The organism is Arthrobacter sp. NPDC097144 (genome assembly GCF_044762205.1).
Classification (GTDB): domain Bacteria; phylum Actinomycetota; class Actinomycetes; order Actinomycetales; family Micrococcaceae; genus Arthrobacter_B.
This window is the reverse complement of sequence record NZ_JBIWDW010000004.1, coordinates 469,246-486,346: the sequence shown is the minus strand read 5'-3', so window position 1 is coordinate 486,346 and position 17,101 is coordinate 469,246. Positions and strand designations below refer to the sequence as shown.

Sequence of the window (17,101 nt, the reverse complement as noted above, 5' to 3'; positions counted from 1 at the left end):
CCGGTCCGGACTATTCGCCGTCGACCGGCTCGGCCGGCTGGACCGGCCGGTCCTGCTGCTGCGCCGCGGCCGACTTCTTGCGGCGGTGCGAGCGGACCTTGCTGATCACAAACCACGCTGCCACCAGGACACACGCGACAATGACGATCTTCTGGAAGACGCCGGCGTATTCCTCCACCACGTGCCAGCTCTCGCCCAGGTAGTAGCCGGAAAAGACGAAGATGGCGTTCCAGATGAGGCTGCCTGCGGTCGTCAGGCCCAGGAACTTCCAGATGGGCATCCGTTCGATGCCGGCGGGAATGGAGATCAGGCTCCGGAAGATGGGAATCATGCGGCCGAAGAACACGGCTTTGGCTCCGTGGCGGTTGAACCAGGCTTCCACCTTGTCCACGTCCTCAAGGTCCACCAGGGGAACCTTGGACACCAGTGCCCGCATGCGGCGCCGGCCAAGCCAGGCACCGAGTCCGTACAGCGCCCAGGCGCCGATAACGGAACCCAGCGTTGTCCAGATCAGGGCCGCGACGAGGGAAAAGTTGCCCTGGCTGGCGGTGAAGCCCGCCAGCGGCAGGATGACCTCGCTGGGCAGCGGCGGAAAGAGGTTTTCCAGGGCGATGGCCAAACCGGCGCCCGGAGCACCGATGGTCTCCATGACGCTCACGGCCCAGTCGGCGACCCCTCCCAGCGCCGATCCGTCGGAATTGGCGGTGGCAACTGAGGCAAGAATCTGTGTAGTCATATTGCCCTCAATTCTGCCTTAGGAGCGGCTGGGGCGGAAACCCGGCACCGCCGGGCGCGCCATTTGGCCCCTCTTCCCTGCTGTGGGAAGAAGGGGCGGAAGCCTGCGGGCACGCGGTGGCCGGTGCGCGCAGGCTCCCACTGAGACACTCAGGCCAGGGCGTCGACGATGGCGGGCAGCAGCGCCCTGAAGGCCTGCCCGCGGTGGCTGATGGCGTTTTTCTCCTCGGAGCTCAGCTCGGCACAGCTGCGGTCCAGTCCCTCGGGCTGCAGGATGGGGTCATAGCCGAATCCCCCGTCTCCGCGCGGCGCGGCCAGGAGCGTCCCGCGGAGCTCTGCACGCTCCACCGTGGTGGCTCCACCGGGCAGCGCCAAGGCTGCGGCGCAGACAAAAGCTGCGCCTCTGTGCTCCTCGGCAATATCCGACAGCTGGGCGAGCAGGAGGTCCAGGTTGGCGGCGTCGTCGCCGTGCCGGCCGGACCAGCGGGCGGAGAAGATGCCCGGAGCCCCGCCCAGGACATCCACGGCCAGCCCGGAATCATCAGCGATGGCGGCCAGCCCGGTCGCCTCAGCGACCGCGCGCGCCTTCAGCAGCGAGTTGGCCTCGAAAGTGACGCCGGTTTCGGGGACGTCCGGAACGCCTGCGGCGGCCGCGTCAATCACCTGCGTGTCGACGTCGAGCCCCTCGATCCGGCCGCGCAGCAGCTCGCGCAGCTCCCGCAGCTTGCCGGCGTTGCGCGTGGCCAGGACCAGGCGGGCCTCCGCGGGAACGACGGCGGTCATGCCCGTTCCGCCAGGGCCTCGCCGAGGGTCCGGCGCTGGATCTCAGCCAGTTCCGAGGTGCCCAGCAGGGCCAGGTCGAGGAGGGCGTTCAGCTCGTCGCGGTCAAACGGTGCACCTTCGGCGGTGCCCTGGACCTCCACGAACTTTCCGGATCCGGTCACCACAACGTTCATATCGGTTTCGGCGCGGACGTCTTCCACGTACGGCAGGTCCAGCATGGGCACCCCGTCGATGATGCCCACGCTGATGGCCGCGACCGTGTCCAGCAGCGGCGAGGCGTTCTTCGCAATGAGCTTGTTCTCCTTGGCCCAGGCGAGGGCGTCAGCGAGGGCCACGTAGGCGCCGGTGATCGCGGCGGTGCGGGTGCCGCCGTCGGCCTGCAGTACATCGCAGTCCAGGACAATGGTGTTTTCGCCCAGCGCCTTGGTGTCGATGATGGAGCGCAGGGAGCGCCCGATCAGCCGGGAAATTTCATGCGTGCGGCCGCCCAGCTTGCCCTTCACGGATTCGCGGGCGTTGCGGGTGTTCGTGGCGCGCGGCAGCATGGCGTACTCGGCCGTGACCCAGCCTTTGCCTTCGCCCTTGAGCCAGCGCGGAACGCCGGCCGTCAGGGACGCCGTGCACAGTACCTTGGTGTTGCCGAATTCGATCAGCGCGGACCCTTCGGCCTGCTTGGACCAGCCGCGGGTGATGGTGATGTCGCGCAGCTGGTCGGGGCTGCGGCCGTCGGATCGGACGACGGCGGTGCCTGCGGAGGGCGTGGAAGAAGAACTGTTTGCGGCTGTAGTCATGCGCCCAGTCTATCGGCCGGCCCCTCGGAGCCGCGGGCCCCGGCTTCCCTGCGTCGCTGATAACCGCCTGCGGCCTTCCCTGCCGGGCACATCCCTTTGAAGTTGTGCCGTCACACGGATCTGCTGCCGCCTGTTCAGGGCCACCCAACAGGAAGGCCTCGTCAGATGCAACCGGCCGATTTTCTCCACACGTTCAGGCTGTCCGACGGAGCTGACTACTGTTTGAGCCGGCTGCGGATCGTCGCGGCTTCACCGGATGCGACCACTGGCTCATCGTCATCATCCATGGGGAAAAACAACACGGCACCTGCCGCCCGTACTGGGACATCGACCATCAGTTTCTCCAGTACCGCCTCGGTGGCCAGGCGGAATGCCGCGGCCTGCCTGTCGGGTGAAGCCTCTGCTCCCGACACGTCGATGGAGGGCGGGTCAGGCAAGCTGGCAAGCTTCTTCACCGGAGCCGGGGTCTCACGGCCCAGCTTTCCGTCGAGGGAGACACGCAACCGCGCAGCCGAGATATCCCGGCCCAGTTCGGCCAAGAATTCAGCTGCCTCATTACGGCTCAGCTTGTGCGCTTCGCTCATTGCCGTCCTCTCGGTCGTCTGCGTCGTTCCCATTGTGCTCTTCCCTGCCTGCCTCGTCCATGACCCGCTGGTACGCCGCCAAGTAGTCATCGCCTATGATGCCCTGGGCAGCCATGGCATGGAGCGCACTTGACGCTGTATCCATGGTCTCCTCTGCCTGGGCGGCGCTTGATGCTGCCGTCGGACGCCATGCCGGGTCCAGCAGTGTCAGATCCTCATCATCGACCTTGCCGGCCGCAGTGAGCCGATCCAGCATCTTGAATCCAAGGTCCTGCCGCTTGACCTGATCGGACAGGGAAGCGTCCAGGGCCCACTGAACCCTCTTCCACCATTCTGCCCGGTCATCGGCCCGGCGGCGTTCAGCCATGGCTTCCCGGTTATCCTCAGACTGATTTTCCGCATTGATCCTCTGCCGGCGGACCGAGGCCAACCCGATCCACAACGTAATCCCAGCGCCAATCAGGACGGCCAATGGGCTCAGGGCAGCGGCGATTTCCCACCAGGCCGAATCGGCACGGGCTAGTTCCGCAGCCTGACGGGCGATCTCTTCGAGCTGTTCCTCATCCATTGCGGGTCAGCCTAGCTGCTGTCCTGCCCGCTACGGGTGAGCGCCGCACACGTACTGGGCATGCCCTCTCTGCCGCCCCGCGATCCAACTGGCCGGCCGCTGCGGGGCGGTCAGCCCGCGGGCAGGATGCCCCGGGTAGCTGCCAGTCCCGCGGTAAACGGGCTGCCGACGTCGTAGGAGACGCCGGCGACGGCCACTGCGAGGTCTCCGGCGTAGGTTTCCCGTGCCTCGGATACGGAGGCGTTCGCGTCATTCCACACCGGCAGGTGGGTGAGCAGCAGGCGGCGGGCGCTGGCGGCCGAGGCGGCTGCGCCGGCACGCTTTCCGGTCAGGTGCACCCCTTCAATCGCGTCGTCGCGGCCTTCGTGGAAGGCTGCCTCGCACAGGAAGACGTCGCTTTCGCGGGCGGCCTCTTCCAAGCCGTCGCAGGAGTCCGTGTCCCCCGAGTAGGCCAAAGTGTGCACTACGGGGAGGCCCTCCGCGTCGAAGCCGGGCGCCTCCACACGCAGCGCGTACGCCTCCTCGGCGGGATGCCGGACCGGGTACGGCGTGACCGTGAACGGCCCGATGGTGACGGCTTCGCGGCTGGTCCAGTGCTGGAACTCGAAGTCCTCATGCATGCCCGGATCGGCGGGCAGGCCGTAGGCCGTGGCCATCCGGTCCGCAGTGTCCTTGGGACCCCACACCGCGATGCGGTCGCGGTTCCAGCCCTCAGGGTCCCAGTGCACCGCCACATGCAGGCCGCACAGGTCCATGCAGTGGTCCGGATGCAGGTGTGTGAGCAGGACTGCGTCGATGTCGCGCAGGTCCATGTAGCGCTGCAGTGCGCCCATGGAGCCGTTGCCCAGGTCCAGGAGGATGCGCCAGTCGCGTTCGCCGTCGTTGGCGGTCACGAGGTAGCAGCTGGCAGGTGAGGCCGGGCCCGGGAAGGAGCCGCTGCAACCCACAATGGTCAGTTTCATAAGGTGCCGTTCCGAAGGGCGCCGGGCGGCCTTCCGTGGTTGCGGTGAGTGGAGCGGTCTGCGGCGACCATGTCCGGAGTGATCCGGGCCATGCTGCCGGTGGGATAGTGGGCGGCCACGTTGTCCACATGCTCGACGCTGAGGACTTCGGGGCCGAGGAAGCGCCGCGCCAGCAGTTCAAACGACGTCGAATCCCCGGTGGCCACGAAATGATGCTCCGGAGCGGTTTGAGCCGTGCGCTGCAGATTGTGGGAAATCAGTGCGCGGTAGACGTCCTTGGCGGTTTCTTCGGCGCTGGAAACCAGCGTGACGCCGTCGCCCATGACGTAGGAGATCACACCGGTCAGCAGCGGGTAGTGCGTGCAGCCCAGGACCAGGGTGTCCACGTCCTGAGCCTTCAGCGGGGCCAGGTACTCTTCGGCCGTGGCCAGCAGATCGGGTCCGGCAGTGACACCGGCTTCCACGAATTCCACGAAGGCCGGGCAGGCGACGGAGGAGATTTCCAGGTGCGGAGCGGCGGCAAACGTGTCGTTGTAAGCCCTCGACCCAACGGTGGCTTCGGTGCCGATCACGCCCACGCGGCCGGAGCGCGTGGCGGAGACGGCTCGGCGCACTGCGGGCTGGATGACTTCGATGACGGGGATGCCGTAGCGGCGGGTGTAGCGCTCACGGGCATCCCGGAGGACGGCAGCGGAGGCGGTGTTGCAGGCGATCACCAAAAGCTTGACGCCGGAATCCACCAGTTCATCCATCACGCCCAGCGCATTGGCCCGGACTTCGGCAATGGGAAGAGGACCGTACGGCCCCTTGGCGGTGTCCCCCACGTAAAGAATCGACTCATTGGGCAGCTGGTCGATCACCGCGCGGGCAACCGTCAGGCCGCCCACGCCGGAGTCGAAAATACCAATGGGAGCGTCCTGGCGCTGTGCATTCGGCGATTCGGTCATCAGCGTGGAACTACCCGGGTCAGAGCTCATAATGTAACGACAATAGCCCCCGGTCGGCCCGCCGCACACTTAGGCCGGAGTGCTCTTGATCACAGCAGGGAGCGGGTCATTGCCTGCATGAGTGTCTCCTGGAGCCAGGTGACAAAGTTGTACACGAGGGCCAGGTAACCGTCCACGTCCTGGGCCTTCGACGGGTCCGTGATGCCGTGCAGGCGCTCGGCATCTTCGTCCGTTTCCAGTTCCAGCCGGTCTGCGAGGACCAGCCGTACATCGTTGAGTGCACGGGCAAAATACTGGGCCTGTTCGGGGTTCAGCAGCAGCGGCTTGGATTCCAGGAGCAGAGCAGATGCGCGCAGCGCACCGGTCTTGCTCTCCCGCAGCGAGCGCTCGGTCAGGCGGCGGAATTCGAGGGCTTCGTCGTCGTCGCCCACCACGCCGTCCGGCAGCAGCCGGCGCAGTGCGGAGTCTGACGGGACACGTGCACTGGTGTCCAACCCCACCATCGCGGCGAGCGGGTCGGTGTCCGCAGGGGTATCCGGCTCCAGCATCCCGAGCACATCGGCAAAAAGGCTGCGCAGCAGCTCCCGCTCCCCCGCCTCCAGCGATGCTGAGATTCCCTTGCGGGTGACCTTGAATCCGGTTGCCACGTTTGTCCTATCCGCCGGCCAGGGGCCGGTCTGTGCTGCGCATTGGTGCTGCTCGGTGCTGGAATGCCGGGCCGGCGGTGCGGCCTACGGCTCGTCCGTCTTCTGGAAGGTGGCCCAGAGCCCAAAGGAATGCATCGCCGTCGTGTCGCGCTCCGCTGATTCCCGCGAGCCGGCTGCCACCACGGACTTTCCCTGCTCGTGGACTTCCAGCATGAGCTTGTTGGCCTTGGCTTCCGAGTAGCCGAAATAGCTGCGGAACACGTAGCTGACGTAGCTCATCAGGTTGACGGGGTCATTCCACACAATGACCACCCAGGGCACGTCATTGTCCACCAGGGACTCCGTCCCGGTGCGCTCGAGGGTATCGGTGCCGGGCGACGTGCCCAGCACAGCGCCGGCTGCAGTGCTCAAAGTCATGAGTCCAATTGTAGGTTGGACGAGGTTCCCGAACCGCCAGCGGATGCCTTCTACTCAATAAGCGAACGGGGGATAGAGTTTTGACTGTGAACAGTCCTACCGTGTGGCGCCAGCCGAATGCCGCCCTCTATACCGACCATTACGAATTGACCATGCTGCAGGCTGCCCTGCACTCGGGCACCGCCTCCCGCCGTTCAGTCTTCGAGGTCTTCGGCCGCAGGCTGCCGGACGGACGCCGCTACGGCGTCGTGGCCGGAACCGGCCGAATCCTCGAAGCCCTCGCGGCCTTCAGGTTCGACGATGAGCAGCTGGAGTTCCTGGGGCGCACCTCCGTGGTGGACGCACGCACTCTCGAGTGGCTGGCCGATTTCCGGTTCTCCGGCAACATTTTCGGCTATGCCGAGGGCGAGGCGTACTTCCCCAATTCGCCCATTCTCACCGTGGAGTCCAGCTTCGCCGAGGCCTGCATCCTGGAGACCCTGTTCCTGTCCGTGCTGAACCATGACAGTGCCATCGCCTCCGCGGCGTCCCGCATGGTTTCTGCCGCCGGCGGGCGCCCCTGCATCGAGATGGGATCGCGCCGCACGCATGAGGAAGCAGCCGTGGCTGCAGCACGTGCCGCCATCATTGCCGGTTTCGACAGCACCTCCAATCTGGAGGCCGGCCGGCGCTACGGATTGAAGACGGTAGGCACCGCAGCGCATTCCTTCACGCTGCTGCATGACACGGAGCAGGCCGCCTTCCAGGCGCAGGTGGACTCGCTCGGTGCCAACACCTCGCTGCTGGTGGACACGTACGACGTCGAAACCGGCGTGCGCAACGCCGTCGCCGTCGCCGGGCAGAAGCTGGGCGGCGTGCGGCTGGATTCCGGCGACCTGGTGGCGCAGGCACGGTGGGTCCGCGAACTCCTTGATGATCTGGGGAACACGGAAACCCGCATCATGGTGACCTCCGATCTGGACGAGTACGCCATTGCGGCCCTGGCCTCCGCTCCCGTGGACGCCTATGGTGTTGGGACGTCGCTGGTGACCGGTTCCGGCGCACCCACTGCCGGCATGGTCTACAAGCTGGTCAGCAGGGAAGGGGACGACCACGAGTTTGTCTCCGTGGCCAAGGCCGCCAAGAACAAAGCCTCGCGGGGCGGACGCAAGTACGCGCTGCGCCGGCTCAACGAGCGCGGAACCGCCACAGCGGAGGTCATTGGCATTGGCCACCGCCCGGTGGATGACGGCAATGACCGGCCGCTGCTGGAGCAGTTTGTTGCGGACGGTGAAATCCTTCCCGGCTGGACCGGGGCCGGAGCCGTGGAGCGGGCGGCCAAGCGCCATGCCGCCTCCCTGGCAGAACTTCCCAGTTCGGTGAACCGCCTGCAGCGCGGCGAACCGGTGATCCCCACTGAATACGAGGAGTAAGAATGACGCGTGCCCTGATTGTTGTAGACGTCCAGAACGACTTCTGTGAAGGGGGTTCCCTCGCCGTTTCCGGCGGAGCCGACACAGCGTCCGAAATCACCGACTACATCGAGACGACGCTGGGCCGCTACGACGTCGTCGCCGCCACCCAGGACTGGCACATCGAGCCCGGCGCCCACTTCTCCGACACTCCCGATTACAAGGAGTCCTGGCCGGTGCACTGCGTCGCCGGCACGACCGGTGCCAGTCTGCATCCGGATCTGGACACCGAACACATTGATGCCTTCTTCCGCAAGGGACAGTACGAGGCAGCCTACTCGGGCTTTGAAGGCGTCCTCGCACCCGAGGATGAGGTGCCCACCGGCGATTTGGACGCGGCCGCCGCACCGGTGGACCCCGCCGAAACGGTGAGCCTGGATGACTGGCTTCGGGACAACGACGTCGACGAGGTGGTCATCGTGGGCCTGGCCACCGATTACTGCGTCCGGGCCACCGCACTGGACGCCATCGGGGCCGGCTATGACACCTACGTCATTCCGGACCTGTGCGCCGGCATTGACCGCGCGGACACCCGGGCGGCCCTGGCCGAGCTCGAGGACGCCGGCGTGGAGCTGCTGGACCTGTAACACCGGTTCGGGCGGGATACGCGGAGCAGAACACAAAGACAGAAGAGGTGCCGGAGCGTGTTGCTCCGGCACCTCTTCTGCGTCTTCCGGGGCCTGCATTCGGGGCTGAGCATCTTAGGTGTGCCGGATGGTGCTCCGACTTCCGGAGCCCCGGAGCTGCCTACCGGATTCCTTCGTGCAGGTCACGGGGCTTCAGAAAATCCCTCGTACAGATGCCGGGCTTATTCGGCCCCAATTTGCGGATTTGAGCCCGTCAGCTGCACGAAGGATCTGCGCCGAACCCACGAAGGCCCGTCAGCTGCACGAAGGATCTGCGCCGAACCCACGAAGGCCCGTCAGCTGCACGAAGGATCCGCGCCAGACCCTTCAAGGCCCGTCAGCTGCACGAAGGTTCCAGCGAAACCCCTACTTGCGCCCGATGAACCAGTCCTGCAGCTTCTTGAGCCGCTGATTGAGCTGTTCCTCGTTTGCCTGCGCCACGGGCGGCCCGCCGCAGATACGGCGCAGTTCGCTGTGCACCATGCCGTGGGGCATTCCCGACCGGGCAGCCCATGCGGACACATTCTTTGCCAGCTGGCCGCGCAGTTCGGTGAGCTGGCGGTGGTCCATGACCGCGGGGGCAGGCTCGGGCTCGGATGAGGCCGCTGCTTTGCGCCCGCGCCGGGACTGCTGCTCATGCTGGCGCTGGCGCAGCAGCATGCCCACCTGATCTGCGTCCAGCAGGCCGGGGATTCCCAGGAAGTCCTGTTCCTCTTCGCTGCCCAGCTCTCCGCCGGTCCCGAACTCGCCGCCGTCGAACAACACGCGGTCAAAGGACGCCTGCGATTCCAGTGCCTCGAACTTCTGCTTGGTGAGGGAATCGGAGGCTTTTTCCTCGCGGTTGGCGGCCTCCATGAGGCTGTCCTCCAGCGCGAACCCTTCTTCCTCAAGGTGGTTCTCCGGCCGGTCCAGGGCGTGGTCGCGTTCCAGTTCCAGCTGGTTGGCCAGGGCCATCAGGTTGGGCACCGACGGCAGGAACACCGACGCCGTCTCACCCCGCTTCCGGGCACGGACAAACCGGCCCACAGCCTGCGCAAAGAACAGCGGCGTCGCTGTGGAGGTGGCGTACACGCCCACGGCCAGGCGCGGAACGTCCACGCCTTCGGACACCATGCGCACCGCCACCATCCAGCGGCGGTCCCCGGCGGAGAACTCATCGATCTTGTCCGAGGCCTTGGCGTCATCGGAGAGGATGACGGTGGGTGACTCGCCGGTGATCTTCTTGAGCTGGCCTGCATAGGCACGCGCGTCGTCGTGGTCCGTGGCGATCACCAACCCGCCGGCGTCGGGCACTGCCCGGCGCACCTCGGAAAGCCGGCGGTCAGCGGCGGCCAGCACCGCAGGAATCCATTCCCCCGCGGGATTCAGCGCCGTGCGCCAGGCCTGGGCGGTGATGTCCTTGGTGACGGCGGCTTCGCCGAGGGAGGCGGCCATTTCATCGCCGGCGCTGGTCCGCCAGCGCATGGTGCCGGAGTAGGCCATGAACATCACCGGACGCACCACGTGGTCCTTCAGTGCCTGTCCGTAGCCGTAGGTGTAGTCCGCCTTGGAGCGGCGGATCCCGTCACGGTCCTTCTCATACTCCACAAAGGGAATGGCCGCGGTGTCCGAACGGAACGGCGTACCGGTCAGGGACAGCCGCTTGACGGCCGGTTCGAAGGCCTCGCGGATGCCGTCGCCCCAGGACAGGGCATCGCCGCCGTGGTGGATCTCATCCAGGATCACGAGGGTGCGGGCAGCTTCGGTCTTGGCCCGGTGCAGCATGGGCTTGGAGGCCACCTGTGCATAGGTCACGGCCACGCCGATGAAACCGTCGCCGTGGCGGCCGTCGGCGTTCTTGAAGTTGGGGTCCAGTGCCAGTCCCACCTTGGCGGCGGCATCGGCCCACTGGCGTTTGAGGTGGTCGGTCGGCGCGACGACGGTGATCCGCTTGACGATCCCGCGGTCCACCAGCTCGGTGGCGACGCGCAGGGCGAAGGTGGTCTTACCTGCGCCGGGGGTGGCGACGGCGAGGAAGTCATCGGCGTCGGCGGCAAAGAACTTTTCGAGGGCTTCGGCCTGCCACTGGCGAAGCTTCGGGGCTGTGCCCCACGCGGCTCGTTCCGGGTAGGCGGGCGGCAGGGCCGGTCCGCCGAAGAGGGTGTCTGGGCTCACGCTGTGAACGGCACCTTTCCTGTGTTTGGGGTAACAATTGCACTGCGGGCACCGGAGACAATCCCCAGGCACGCGAAAACGGCCAGAACAAGCCACATGACGCGAAACACGCCGGTTTGCCCGGAAGCAGCGGGGTCCTGCAGGATGGCGAAAAGAATTCCCGCCACTGTGGTTCCCGCAACGGCTCCCAGCTGGTCCGAAATTTGGAGGGACGCGGAGTTGCGTCCCCGGTCCGCGGAAGTGGACAGGGCCAGCACCATCACGGAGGTACTGGAGAGGGCCAGGCCCATGGCTGCTCCCGCGAAGGACCACACCGCCACGATCACCCAGAAGGGGACGGCCGGTGAGGCTAGCAGCCCGATTCCTCCCACGGCTGCGGCCAGCATGGTTGCGCCAATCACCAGGAGGCGGTGGCGGCGACCGGAGGCACGTGCCTGCAGGAAGGAACCTACAGCCCAGCCTACCGCTCCTGCGGTCAGGGCCAGTCCGGCAGTGGCGGGGTCCACACCGTAGGCGGCCAGCAGCATCAGCGGCAGGAAGGCTTCAGCCGCCACGAATCCGGCGCTGAGCAGTCCGCGGGTGGCAACCACGCTGGGCAGCCCGCGGGCCAGGCGCAAAGTGCCGGCAGGCAGCAGGCGGATCACGGCGACGACGGCGGCTCCGGTCCCCAGCACGGCAGCGGCCCAGACCGGCACGGCGGCCGACGGCGAGGAGGCAGCGGCACTGCCCGCCCACTGGGCAACGAACACGGCAACCGCCAGAACGGTGCCCCACAGTGCCCGGCGGCGCCCGGCCGCTGCATCCAGTGCAGGGTTTTCCGGCGGACCGAGTCTGCGGATCCGCGGCCAGACCAGCAGCCCTGCGGCCAGCACAATCGGAATGACTGCAGCAAAGACCCAGCGCCAGCTCACGAACTGTGCCAGCAGGCCGGCAGCGAGCGGACCCACCATGGACGGCAGGATCCAGGCGGCCGCCAGCCAGCCGAACACCACGGGCTGCAGCGCTGAAGGATAGATCTCGCCGATGATGACGTACACCGCCACGATCATGGCCCCGCCGCCGAGGCCGGAGACGGCCCTGCCCGCGGTGACCATCCAGAACTCACCGGCCAGGGCGGACAACAGCAGCCCGGCGGTCATCAGTGCCATCCCCGCTCCCAGCGACGGCAGCGGGCCGTCCCGGTCACATCTGCTGCCGGCCACCACGGTGCCCAGCAACGATGCCGTGAGGAACATGGAGAAGGCCAGCCCGTACCCGGCACCTGCTGAAAGCTCCTGCGCCACCACGGGCATCGCCGTCGTTACCGCCATGGCTTCGAAGGCAGAACAGGTGATGATCGCCAGGATCCCCAGGGTCAGCGCGCGGTAGGGGGCGGACATGGCGCCCGCGGGGCGCGGCTGCGCAGCCGAACCGCTCATGCCTGCACCGGAATTACTTCTTGCCGTCCTTGGGCGCGCTCAGCCCTTCGTAGATTTCCTTGCAGGTGGGGCACACCGGGAATTTCTTCGGATCCCGGCCCGGGGTCCAGACCTTGCCGCACAACGCAATCACGGGCTCGCCGGAAAGCGCGGACTCCATGATCTTTTCCTTGCGGACGTAGTGGGCAAACCGCTCGCTGTCACCGGGCTCGGTGTACTCGCGCTGCTCTTCGCGCTCGATGACTGCAGTGGAGCCGCCGCCGTCGTCGAGGCGGCGGGCAGGGTCATTTTCGAAAGGATCGGGAGGAAGACTCATGGTTTCCATCTTAGTACGAGGGGGCCTGTGCGAGCCGATGCCCCGCCGCCGGGCAGGGGCGGGGCATCGGCCCCGTCTGCCCGGCGCCGGCGCGTCATTTGTTGACCGACACTGCCTGCAGCAGCTCCGGTCCCCGCCGGTCCATCCAGCGGCCGCCGATCCGGATCCCGGCCAGCAGCAGCCCGGCCCCGAGGAGCAGGCCGGCCGCCAGGGTCAGCCAGCTCAACAGCGCGCTCCCGGTCAGGACCGCTGCCAGGGCCAAAGCCAGGACGGGCAGCACAATCACCAGCTGCGCCGTCATGCCGAGCCCCTGCACCAGGAAGGTCCGCGCGCCGGAACCCGGAGGTGTCTTAAAGGCGTTCTCCCCCGGCAGCGGAACGTTGTAGGTGTAACGGGCGGACACCACGCTGGACAGGCCAAACCCGCTCAGCAGCATCCCCAGCGAGACACCGAGCACCACCGGCAGCAGTTCCGCCCGTCCCAGCAGCAGGCACGGCAGCACGCTTGCGATGAGCACCACCGGAACGGCGAAAACGGCGCACGCGAGGACACGTCCTGCACGGTCGGCGGCACCGGAGACTCCGGTGCTGACATGCAGGGTGAAGGCGGTGTTGTCATAAGCGACGTCGGCCGACAGTCCGTAGGCGAGCAGGAAAGCCACCAGCGGTCCCAGGAACAGGGGCAGCACCGGCTCCCCGTCGGTACGGTTCAGGAACAACAGCACCACCACCAGCAGCGGAATGATCAGCAGTGAGGCGCCGTACCGGGGATCGCGGATCCAGTAGGTCAGTGCGCGGGCGGCCACGGCGCCGGTGGGGGTGCCCGGGAACACTCCAAAAAATCCAAGCTTTCCACCCTTGCGTCTGGCTCCTGCGTTGTGCGGAGGCGTCACCAGCGCCCGCACCAGGAGGACCTTCCAGGCCCAGGCGAGCAGTCCCATGAAGACGACGGCGATGCCCAGCTTGGCGGCCGCGGATCCCGTCTGTCCCAGCGCCAGGTCTGCCGGCACGGCCCACACGGCACCGAGCGGGGTCCAGGACACGGTGCGGGCCAGGGACGGCAGGTAGTCGGAGGCACTGCTGACGCCGGAGGCAATTCCGGCAATGAGAGGGCCCAGCAGCACCAGCGGAATGATGGCCACCAACCCGGAGATGTCCTTGAACCTGCGGGAAGAGGACAGCGAAGTACTCGCCGCCACTGTCACCCGCGCCGCGATGACGCAGGTGAACACCGCAATGAGGGCGCTCACCACACCTGCGGCAACAGCGGCCGGAGAACGCCACCAGACGGCTGCACTTGCCAGTGCTGCCAGCAGGGTGACGGCACCGGGAATGCCGATGAGCCCGCCGATGGCCAGCCCTGCCAGCAGTTTGGGCAGCGGAACGGTGAAGGTGACAAACCGGGCCGGATCCAGGGTCAGGTCCACCCCGGTGGCCAGGACCGGAATCAGGGCCCAGCCCAGTACAGCAGCCGCCCCCACCAGGACGATCGCGGTGCGCGCCAGCTCCTGGTCGGTCGTACTCAGGAAGAACAGGCCCGCGAACAGCCCGGTCAGGACAAAGAGCCCGTACAGGGCACCGAGGACAATGCCCACAATCTGCCAGGGGCTTCGCCGGAGGGAGTTGCGCAGCAGCGTGAGCTTGAGCCTCAGAAGGTGCGCAACCACGGCAGTCCCTCCGAGTGGGTGCGTCCGCCGACCAGCTGCACAAAACGCTCTTCCAGGCTTTCACCGCCGCGGACCTCGTCCACGGTTCCGGCTGCCAGGAGGTTGCCGCCGGAGACGACGGCGACGTGGTCACACATGCGCTGGACCAGGTCCATGACATGGCTGGAAACAATGACCGTGCCGCCGGAGGAGACGTAGCCGGACAGGATATCCCGGATGTTGGCAGCGGACACCGGGTCCACTGCTTCGAACGGCTCGTCCAGAACGAGCAGCCGCGGCGCATGGATCAGTGCCGAGGCGAGGGCAATTTTCTTGGTCATCCCGGCGGAGTAGTCAACCACCAGGGTGCCGGCATCCCGGGTGAGGTCCATTGCTTCCAGCAGGTCCTGCACGCGGCTGGCCACCGTGGCGCGGTCCATGCCGCGCAGCAGGCCCGCGTAGGTCACCAGCTGCTCACCGGTGAGCCGGTCGAAGAGCCGGACCCCGTCCGGGAGGACGCCCATCAGGCGTTTGGCTTTCAGCGGCTCGGCCCAGACATCCGTGCCGTGCACCCACACCTGGCCGTGCCCCGGGCGCAGCAGGCCAGTGGCCATGGACAGCAAAGTGGTCTTGCCGGCACCGTTGGGCCCCACCAGGCCATAGAAGGACCCGGCCGGAACGTCCAGGCTGATCCCGTTGACTGCGATCTTTTCCCCAAAACGCTTGCCCAGTGCCCGCACGGCCAGAGCCGGGGCGGAGGGGACGGCGGGAGATTCCCCGGGCATGGTCTCGGTCATGTCATCACCACGATCATCATGGCTCCAACGTACCGTCGACCGGCCCGGCAGGGATCATCCGCAGGGACCATTTCCGCCCGGCCCGTACCCGCCCTCCGGACCAGAGCGTTCCCCTCCTCCGGCGCCGGTTAACGGCGGTCGTTCAGCCGCGCCGTGCGCGTCCACCGGGGCAGGCGTCAGGGGTGGGCCCTTTCATACTGCGGCGCCCAGGGCAGCTTCGCGTCCAGCTCGGCCGCGGCATGCAGCCACCAGTGCGGATCGCTCAGCGCGGCGCGGGCAATCAGCACCGCATCGGCGCGGCCGGCGCGCAGCGTTTCCTCCGCTTCGGCGGCGGTACGGATGAGGCCGACGGCGCCCGTCGGCACCCCCGCGTGCGTGCGGACGTGCTCAGCGAATCCGGTCTGGTATCCCGGTGCCACCGGGATGGAAGCAGCCGGAACGGCTCCGCCGGTGGAGACGTCCACGAAGTCAACACCCCGTTCCCGTGCCCGGGCCGCCAGCCGGGCGGAGGTGTGTTCGTCCAGGCCGCCGGGGGTCCAGTCGGTTGCCGAGATGCGCAGCAGCAGGGGCATGGACTCCGGGATCACGGCTCGCACAGCATCAATGACTTCAAGGGTGAGGCGGTTGCGGGCCTCCTCCGAACCGCCCCAGCCGTCGGTGCGCGTATTGACCAGCGGGGTCATGAACTGGTGCAGCAGGTAACCGTGGGCGGCGTGGATTTCTATGGTGTCAAAGCCCGCTTCCACGGCCCGCTCGGCTCCGCGGGCAAAGTCTTCGATAACCCTGGCGATGCCCGCCTCATCAAGTTCGCGCGGTGCTTCGTAATGGCCGAAGGGTTCGGAGGTGGGGCCAACCGTGTCCCAGCCGCCCTGGTCCGCCGGGACACTGCCGCGGCCGGCGGCAAAGGGAGCGTAGGTGGAGGCCTTCCGTCCGGCGTGCGCGAGCTGGACGCCGATCTTTGTGTCCACCGCGCCGTACCGGTGGACAAAGTCGTTGATCCGGCGCCAGGCGTCCGTCTGCTCCTGGGTGTAGATTCCGGTGTCCTGCGGACTGATCCGGCCCTCGGGGCTGACGGCCGTAGCCTCGGTAATGATCAGGGCCGCTCCCCCGGCGGCAAAGGAGCCCAGGTGCATCAGGTGCCAGTCATTCGGCACACCGGGCGCGTTGACCTCATCGGCGGAGTACTGGCACATTGCTGCCACCCAGCCCCGGTGGGCGAGCTCGAGGCCGCGGAGTGCAAACGGGTCAAACAGGCCGGGGAACAGGTTCTGTGGAGAGTCAGTCATGCCGGCCCGCCTAGAACAGTGCCCGGGCGAGGGCGGAGCGCGCCTTGTTTACCCGCGGATCGGCCACGCCCACCACCTCGAACAGATCAAGCAGCCGAAGGCGTGCCTTTTCCCGGTCGTCTCCGAAGACGCGGGCAATCAGTCGGACCACCCGGTTGAAGGCGTCCTCCACATGGCCGCCGGAAATATCCAGGTCCGCGACTGCCAGCTGCGCGTCGACGTCGTTCGGGTTTTCCGCAGCGGCGGTGCGGAGCTTCTCCGCGTCAACTCCCTTGAGCCGGGCCATCAGCTCCACCTGGGCGAGCCCGGCCTTGGCTTCGGCGTCGGCGGGCATTTCCGCCAGCGCCCGCCGGTAGGCGGCGGCGGCGCCGTCGTAATCCCCTTCAACAATGGCGTCATACGCTTCCTGGTGCAGCGGAGACAGCGGCGCCTCTTCAGCCGGTTCCGACGCTCCGGCCTCGTTCAGGCTTCCGGTAACGCCGTTGGCTGCGGCCACCTGGAGCAGCTCGGCAACCAGGGCGCGGATCTGTTCCTCGGGAACCGCCCGGTCAAAGAGCGGCACGGGCTGGCCCTTGAGGACCGCCGCGACGGTGGGAACAGCAACGGCTTGGAAGGCCTGGGCAATCTGCGGATGCGCGTCAACATCCACGCGGGCCAGGAGCAGCTTGCCGTCAGCCTCCGTGACCACGTTCTGGAGCACGGCACTGACCTCGGCGGACTCCGGGCTGCGCGGGGAATACAGGTCGATGATGACGGGCACCTGCGCGGAGAGCTGGACCACCTGCGGGAAGGACTGTTCGGAGACCTCCACAATGTAGGGGCTGGAGGCTGCCGGCGCTGCGCCGGCCGGTCCGGGAGCCGCTGCCGGGGGTGCCGTGGCCTTTGCCTTCAGGGCGGAAAGGTCAACGGCTCCCCGCAGGTTCATCGAGGAAGCGGCCGGGGCGGGACGGTGATTCGGAGTGCTCATGGCTTTA

Annotated in this window: 18 protein-coding genes; 2 read left to right on the top strand and 16 right to left on the bottom strand. The window is 67.2% G+C overall.

The annotated features are described in order from the left end of the window. Positions 1-10: 10 nt before the first annotated feature. The 9 genes from ACIQXM_RS12185 to clpS form a co-directional block, all read right to left on the bottom strand. A complete protein-coding gene (locus ACIQXM_RS12185) occupies positions 11-736 on the bottom strand; it encodes a DedA family protein (RefSeq protein WP_400931770.1) in 726 nt (241 codons plus the stop codon). A gap of 149 nt (positions 737-885) precedes the next feature. After that, a complete protein-coding gene (rdgB, locus tag ACIQXM_RS12180; protein ID WP_400931768.1) occupies positions 886-1,518 on the bottom strand; it encodes an RdgB/HAM1 family non-canonical purine NTP pyrophosphatase in 633 nt (210 codons plus the stop codon). Next, positions 1,515-2,309: a ribonuclease PH gene (gene rph, locus ACIQXM_RS12175; RefSeq protein WP_400931766.1), complete on the bottom strand. Its 795-nt coding sequence runs from the start codon at positions 2,307-2,309 to the stop codon at positions 1,515-1,517. The genes rdgB and rph overlap by 4 nt, the downstream gene beginning before the upstream one ends. 215 nt (positions 2,310-2,524) lie before the next feature. Next, complete coding sequence (locus ACIQXM_RS12170; protein ID WP_400931764.1) at positions 2,525-2,893, bottom strand: hypothetical protein; 369 nt, start codon at positions 2,891-2,893, stop codon at positions 2,525-2,527. Beyond that, positions 2,865-3,461: a hypothetical protein gene (locus tag ACIQXM_RS12165; protein ID WP_400931762.1), complete on the bottom strand. Its 597-nt coding sequence runs from the start codon at positions 3,459-3,461 to the stop codon at positions 2,865-2,867. Before ACIQXM_RS12165 ends, ACIQXM_RS12170 begins: the two co-directional genes overlap by 29 nt. 110 nt (positions 3,462-3,571) lie before the next feature. Next, positions 3,572-4,423: an MBL fold metallo-hydrolase gene (locus tag ACIQXM_RS12160; RefSeq protein WP_400931760.1), complete on the bottom strand. Its 852-nt coding sequence runs from the start codon at positions 4,421-4,423 to the stop codon at positions 3,572-3,574. After that, positions 4,420-5,370, bottom strand: a complete 951-nt coding sequence (gene murI / locus ACIQXM_RS12155) for a glutamate racemase (RefSeq protein ID WP_400931758.1) — start codon at positions 5,368-5,370, stop codon at positions 4,420-4,422. Before murI ends, ACIQXM_RS12160 begins: the two co-directional genes overlap by 4 nt. A gap of 89 nt (positions 5,371-5,459) precedes the next feature. After that, positions 5,460-6,017, bottom strand: a complete 558-nt coding sequence (locus ACIQXM_RS12150; RefSeq protein ID WP_400931756.1) for a DUF2017 domain-containing protein — start codon at positions 6,015-6,017, stop codon at positions 5,460-5,462. 84 nt (positions 6,018-6,101) lie between these two features. Beyond that, a complete protein-coding gene (gene clpS, locus ACIQXM_RS12145; RefSeq protein ID WP_400931754.1) occupies positions 6,102-6,434 on the bottom strand; it encodes an ATP-dependent Clp protease adapter ClpS in 333 nt (110 codons plus the stop codon). Positions 6,435-6,520: 86 nt separating this feature from the next. Here clpS and ACIQXM_RS12140 point away from each other — a divergent pair, with 86 nt between their 5' ends. Both ACIQXM_RS12140 and ACIQXM_RS12135 read left to right on the top strand, forming a co-directional pair. After that, complete coding sequence (locus tag ACIQXM_RS12140; RefSeq protein WP_400931752.1) at positions 6,521-7,846, top strand: nicotinate phosphoribosyltransferase; 1,326 nt, start codon at positions 6,521-6,523, stop codon at positions 7,844-7,846. Positions 7,847-7,848: 2 nt separating this feature from the next. Next, a complete protein-coding gene (locus ACIQXM_RS12135) occupies positions 7,849-8,472 on the top strand; it encodes a nicotinamidase (RefSeq protein ID WP_400931750.1) in 624 nt (207 codons plus the stop codon). Positions 8,473-8,877: 405 nt separating this feature from the next. Here ACIQXM_RS12135 and ACIQXM_RS12130 read toward each other — a convergent pair whose 3' ends face one another. The 7 genes from ACIQXM_RS12130 to ACIQXM_RS12100 all read right to left on the bottom strand — a co-directional run bounded on the left by ACIQXM_RS12130 (position 8,878) and on the right by ACIQXM_RS12100 (position 17,094). Next, positions 8,878-10,665 carry a DEAD/DEAH box helicase gene (locus tag ACIQXM_RS12130; RefSeq protein WP_400931748.1) on the bottom strand — a complete coding sequence of 596 codons (1,788 nt, stop codon included), beginning with the start codon at positions 10,663-10,665 and terminating at the stop codon, positions 8,878-8,880. Continuing rightward, the gene (locus ACIQXM_RS12125) at positions 10,662-12,083 is read right to left on the bottom strand and encodes an MFS transporter (protein ID WP_400931746.1); all 1,422 of its coding nucleotides are present in this window, start codon (positions 12,081-12,083) and stop codon (positions 10,662-10,664) included. The genes ACIQXM_RS12130 and ACIQXM_RS12125 overlap by 4 nt, the downstream gene beginning before the upstream one ends. 13 nt (positions 12,084-12,096) lie before the next feature. Continuing rightward, complete coding sequence (locus ACIQXM_RS12120) at positions 12,097-12,408, bottom strand: DUF3039 domain-containing protein (RefSeq protein ID WP_400931744.1); 312 nt, start codon at positions 12,406-12,408, stop codon at positions 12,097-12,099. An 85-nt stretch (positions 12,409-12,493) separates the two neighbouring features. Further along, positions 12,494-14,065 (bottom strand): transporter, encoded by a 1,572-nt coding sequence (locus ACIQXM_RS12115; RefSeq protein WP_400931742.1) that lies wholly within the window; start codon positions 14,063-14,065, stop codon positions 12,494-12,496. Next, positions 14,047-14,841, bottom strand: coding sequence for an ABC transporter ATP-binding protein (locus tag ACIQXM_RS12110; RefSeq protein WP_400931740.1), 795 nt, complete (start codon positions 14,839-14,841; stop codon positions 14,047-14,049). Before ACIQXM_RS12110 ends, ACIQXM_RS12115 begins: the two co-directional genes overlap by 19 nt. A 176-nt stretch (positions 14,842-15,017) precedes the next feature. Beyond that, positions 15,018-16,127, bottom strand: a complete 1,110-nt coding sequence (locus ACIQXM_RS12105) for an NADH:flavin oxidoreductase/NADH oxidase (RefSeq protein ID WP_400931738.1) — start codon at positions 16,125-16,127, stop codon at positions 15,018-15,020. A gap of 10 nt (positions 16,128-16,137) precedes the next feature. Then, positions 16,138-17,094: a co-chaperone YbbN gene (locus tag ACIQXM_RS12100; RefSeq protein ID WP_400931736.1), complete on the bottom strand. Its 957-nt coding sequence runs from the start codon at positions 17,092-17,094 to the stop codon at positions 16,138-16,140. Between the last annotated feature and the right edge of the window lie 7 nt (positions 17,095-17,101).

Excerpts from the sequence above, each read along its gene's own strand:
- ACIQXM_RS12185 (WP_400931770.1), bottom strand. The coding sequence starts at position 736 with ATGACTACACAGATTCTTGCCTCAGTTGCCACCGCCAATTCCGACGGA.
- rdgB (WP_400931768.1), bottom strand. The coding sequence starts at position 1,518 with ATGACCGCCGTCGTTCCCGCGGAGGCCCGCCTGGTCCTGGCCACGCGC.
- rph (WP_400931766.1), bottom strand. The coding sequence starts at position 2,309 with ATGACTACAGCCGCAAACAGTTCTTCTTCCACGCCCTCCGCAGGCACC.
- ACIQXM_RS12170 (WP_400931764.1), bottom strand. The coding sequence starts at position 2,893 with ATGAGCGAAGCGCACAAGCTGAGCCGTAATGAGGCAGCTGAATTCTTG.
- ACIQXM_RS12165 (WP_400931762.1), bottom strand. The coding sequence starts at position 3,461 with ATGGATGAGGAACAGCTCGAAGAGATCGCCCGTCAGGCTGCGGAACTA.
- ACIQXM_RS12160 (WP_400931760.1), bottom strand. The coding sequence starts at position 4,423 with ATGAAACTGACCATTGTGGGTTGCAGCGGCTCCTTCCCGGGCCCGGCC.
- murI (WP_400931758.1), bottom strand. The coding sequence starts at position 5,370 with ATGACCGAATCGCCGAATGCACAGCGCCAGGACGCTCCCATTGGTATT.
- clpS (WP_400931754.1), bottom strand. The coding sequence starts at position 6,434 with ATGACTTTGAGCACTGCAGCCGGCGCTGTGCTGGGCACGTCGCCCGGC.
- ACIQXM_RS12135 (WP_400931750.1), top strand. The coding sequence starts at position 7,849 with ATGACGCGTGCCCTGATTGTTGTAGACGTCCAGAACGACTTCTGTGAA.
- ACIQXM_RS12125 (WP_400931746.1), bottom strand. The coding sequence starts at position 12,083 with ATGAGCGGTTCGGCTGCGCAGCCGCGCCCCGCGGGCGCCATGTCCGCC.
- ACIQXM_RS12120 (WP_400931744.1), bottom strand. The coding sequence starts at position 12,408 with ATGGAAACCATGAGTCTTCCTCCCGATCCTTTCGAAAATGACCCTGCC.
- ACIQXM_RS12110 (WP_400931740.1), bottom strand. The coding sequence starts at position 14,841 with ATGACCGAGACCATGCCCGGGGAATCTCCCGCCGTCCCCTCCGCCCCG.
- ACIQXM_RS12105 (WP_400931738.1), bottom strand. The coding sequence starts at position 16,127 with ATGACTGACTCTCCACAGAACCTGTTCCCCGGCCTGTTTGACCCGTTT.
- ACIQXM_RS12100 (WP_400931736.1), bottom strand. The coding sequence starts at position 17,094 with ATGAGCACTCCGAATCACCGTCCCGCCCCGGCCGCTTCCTCGATGAAC.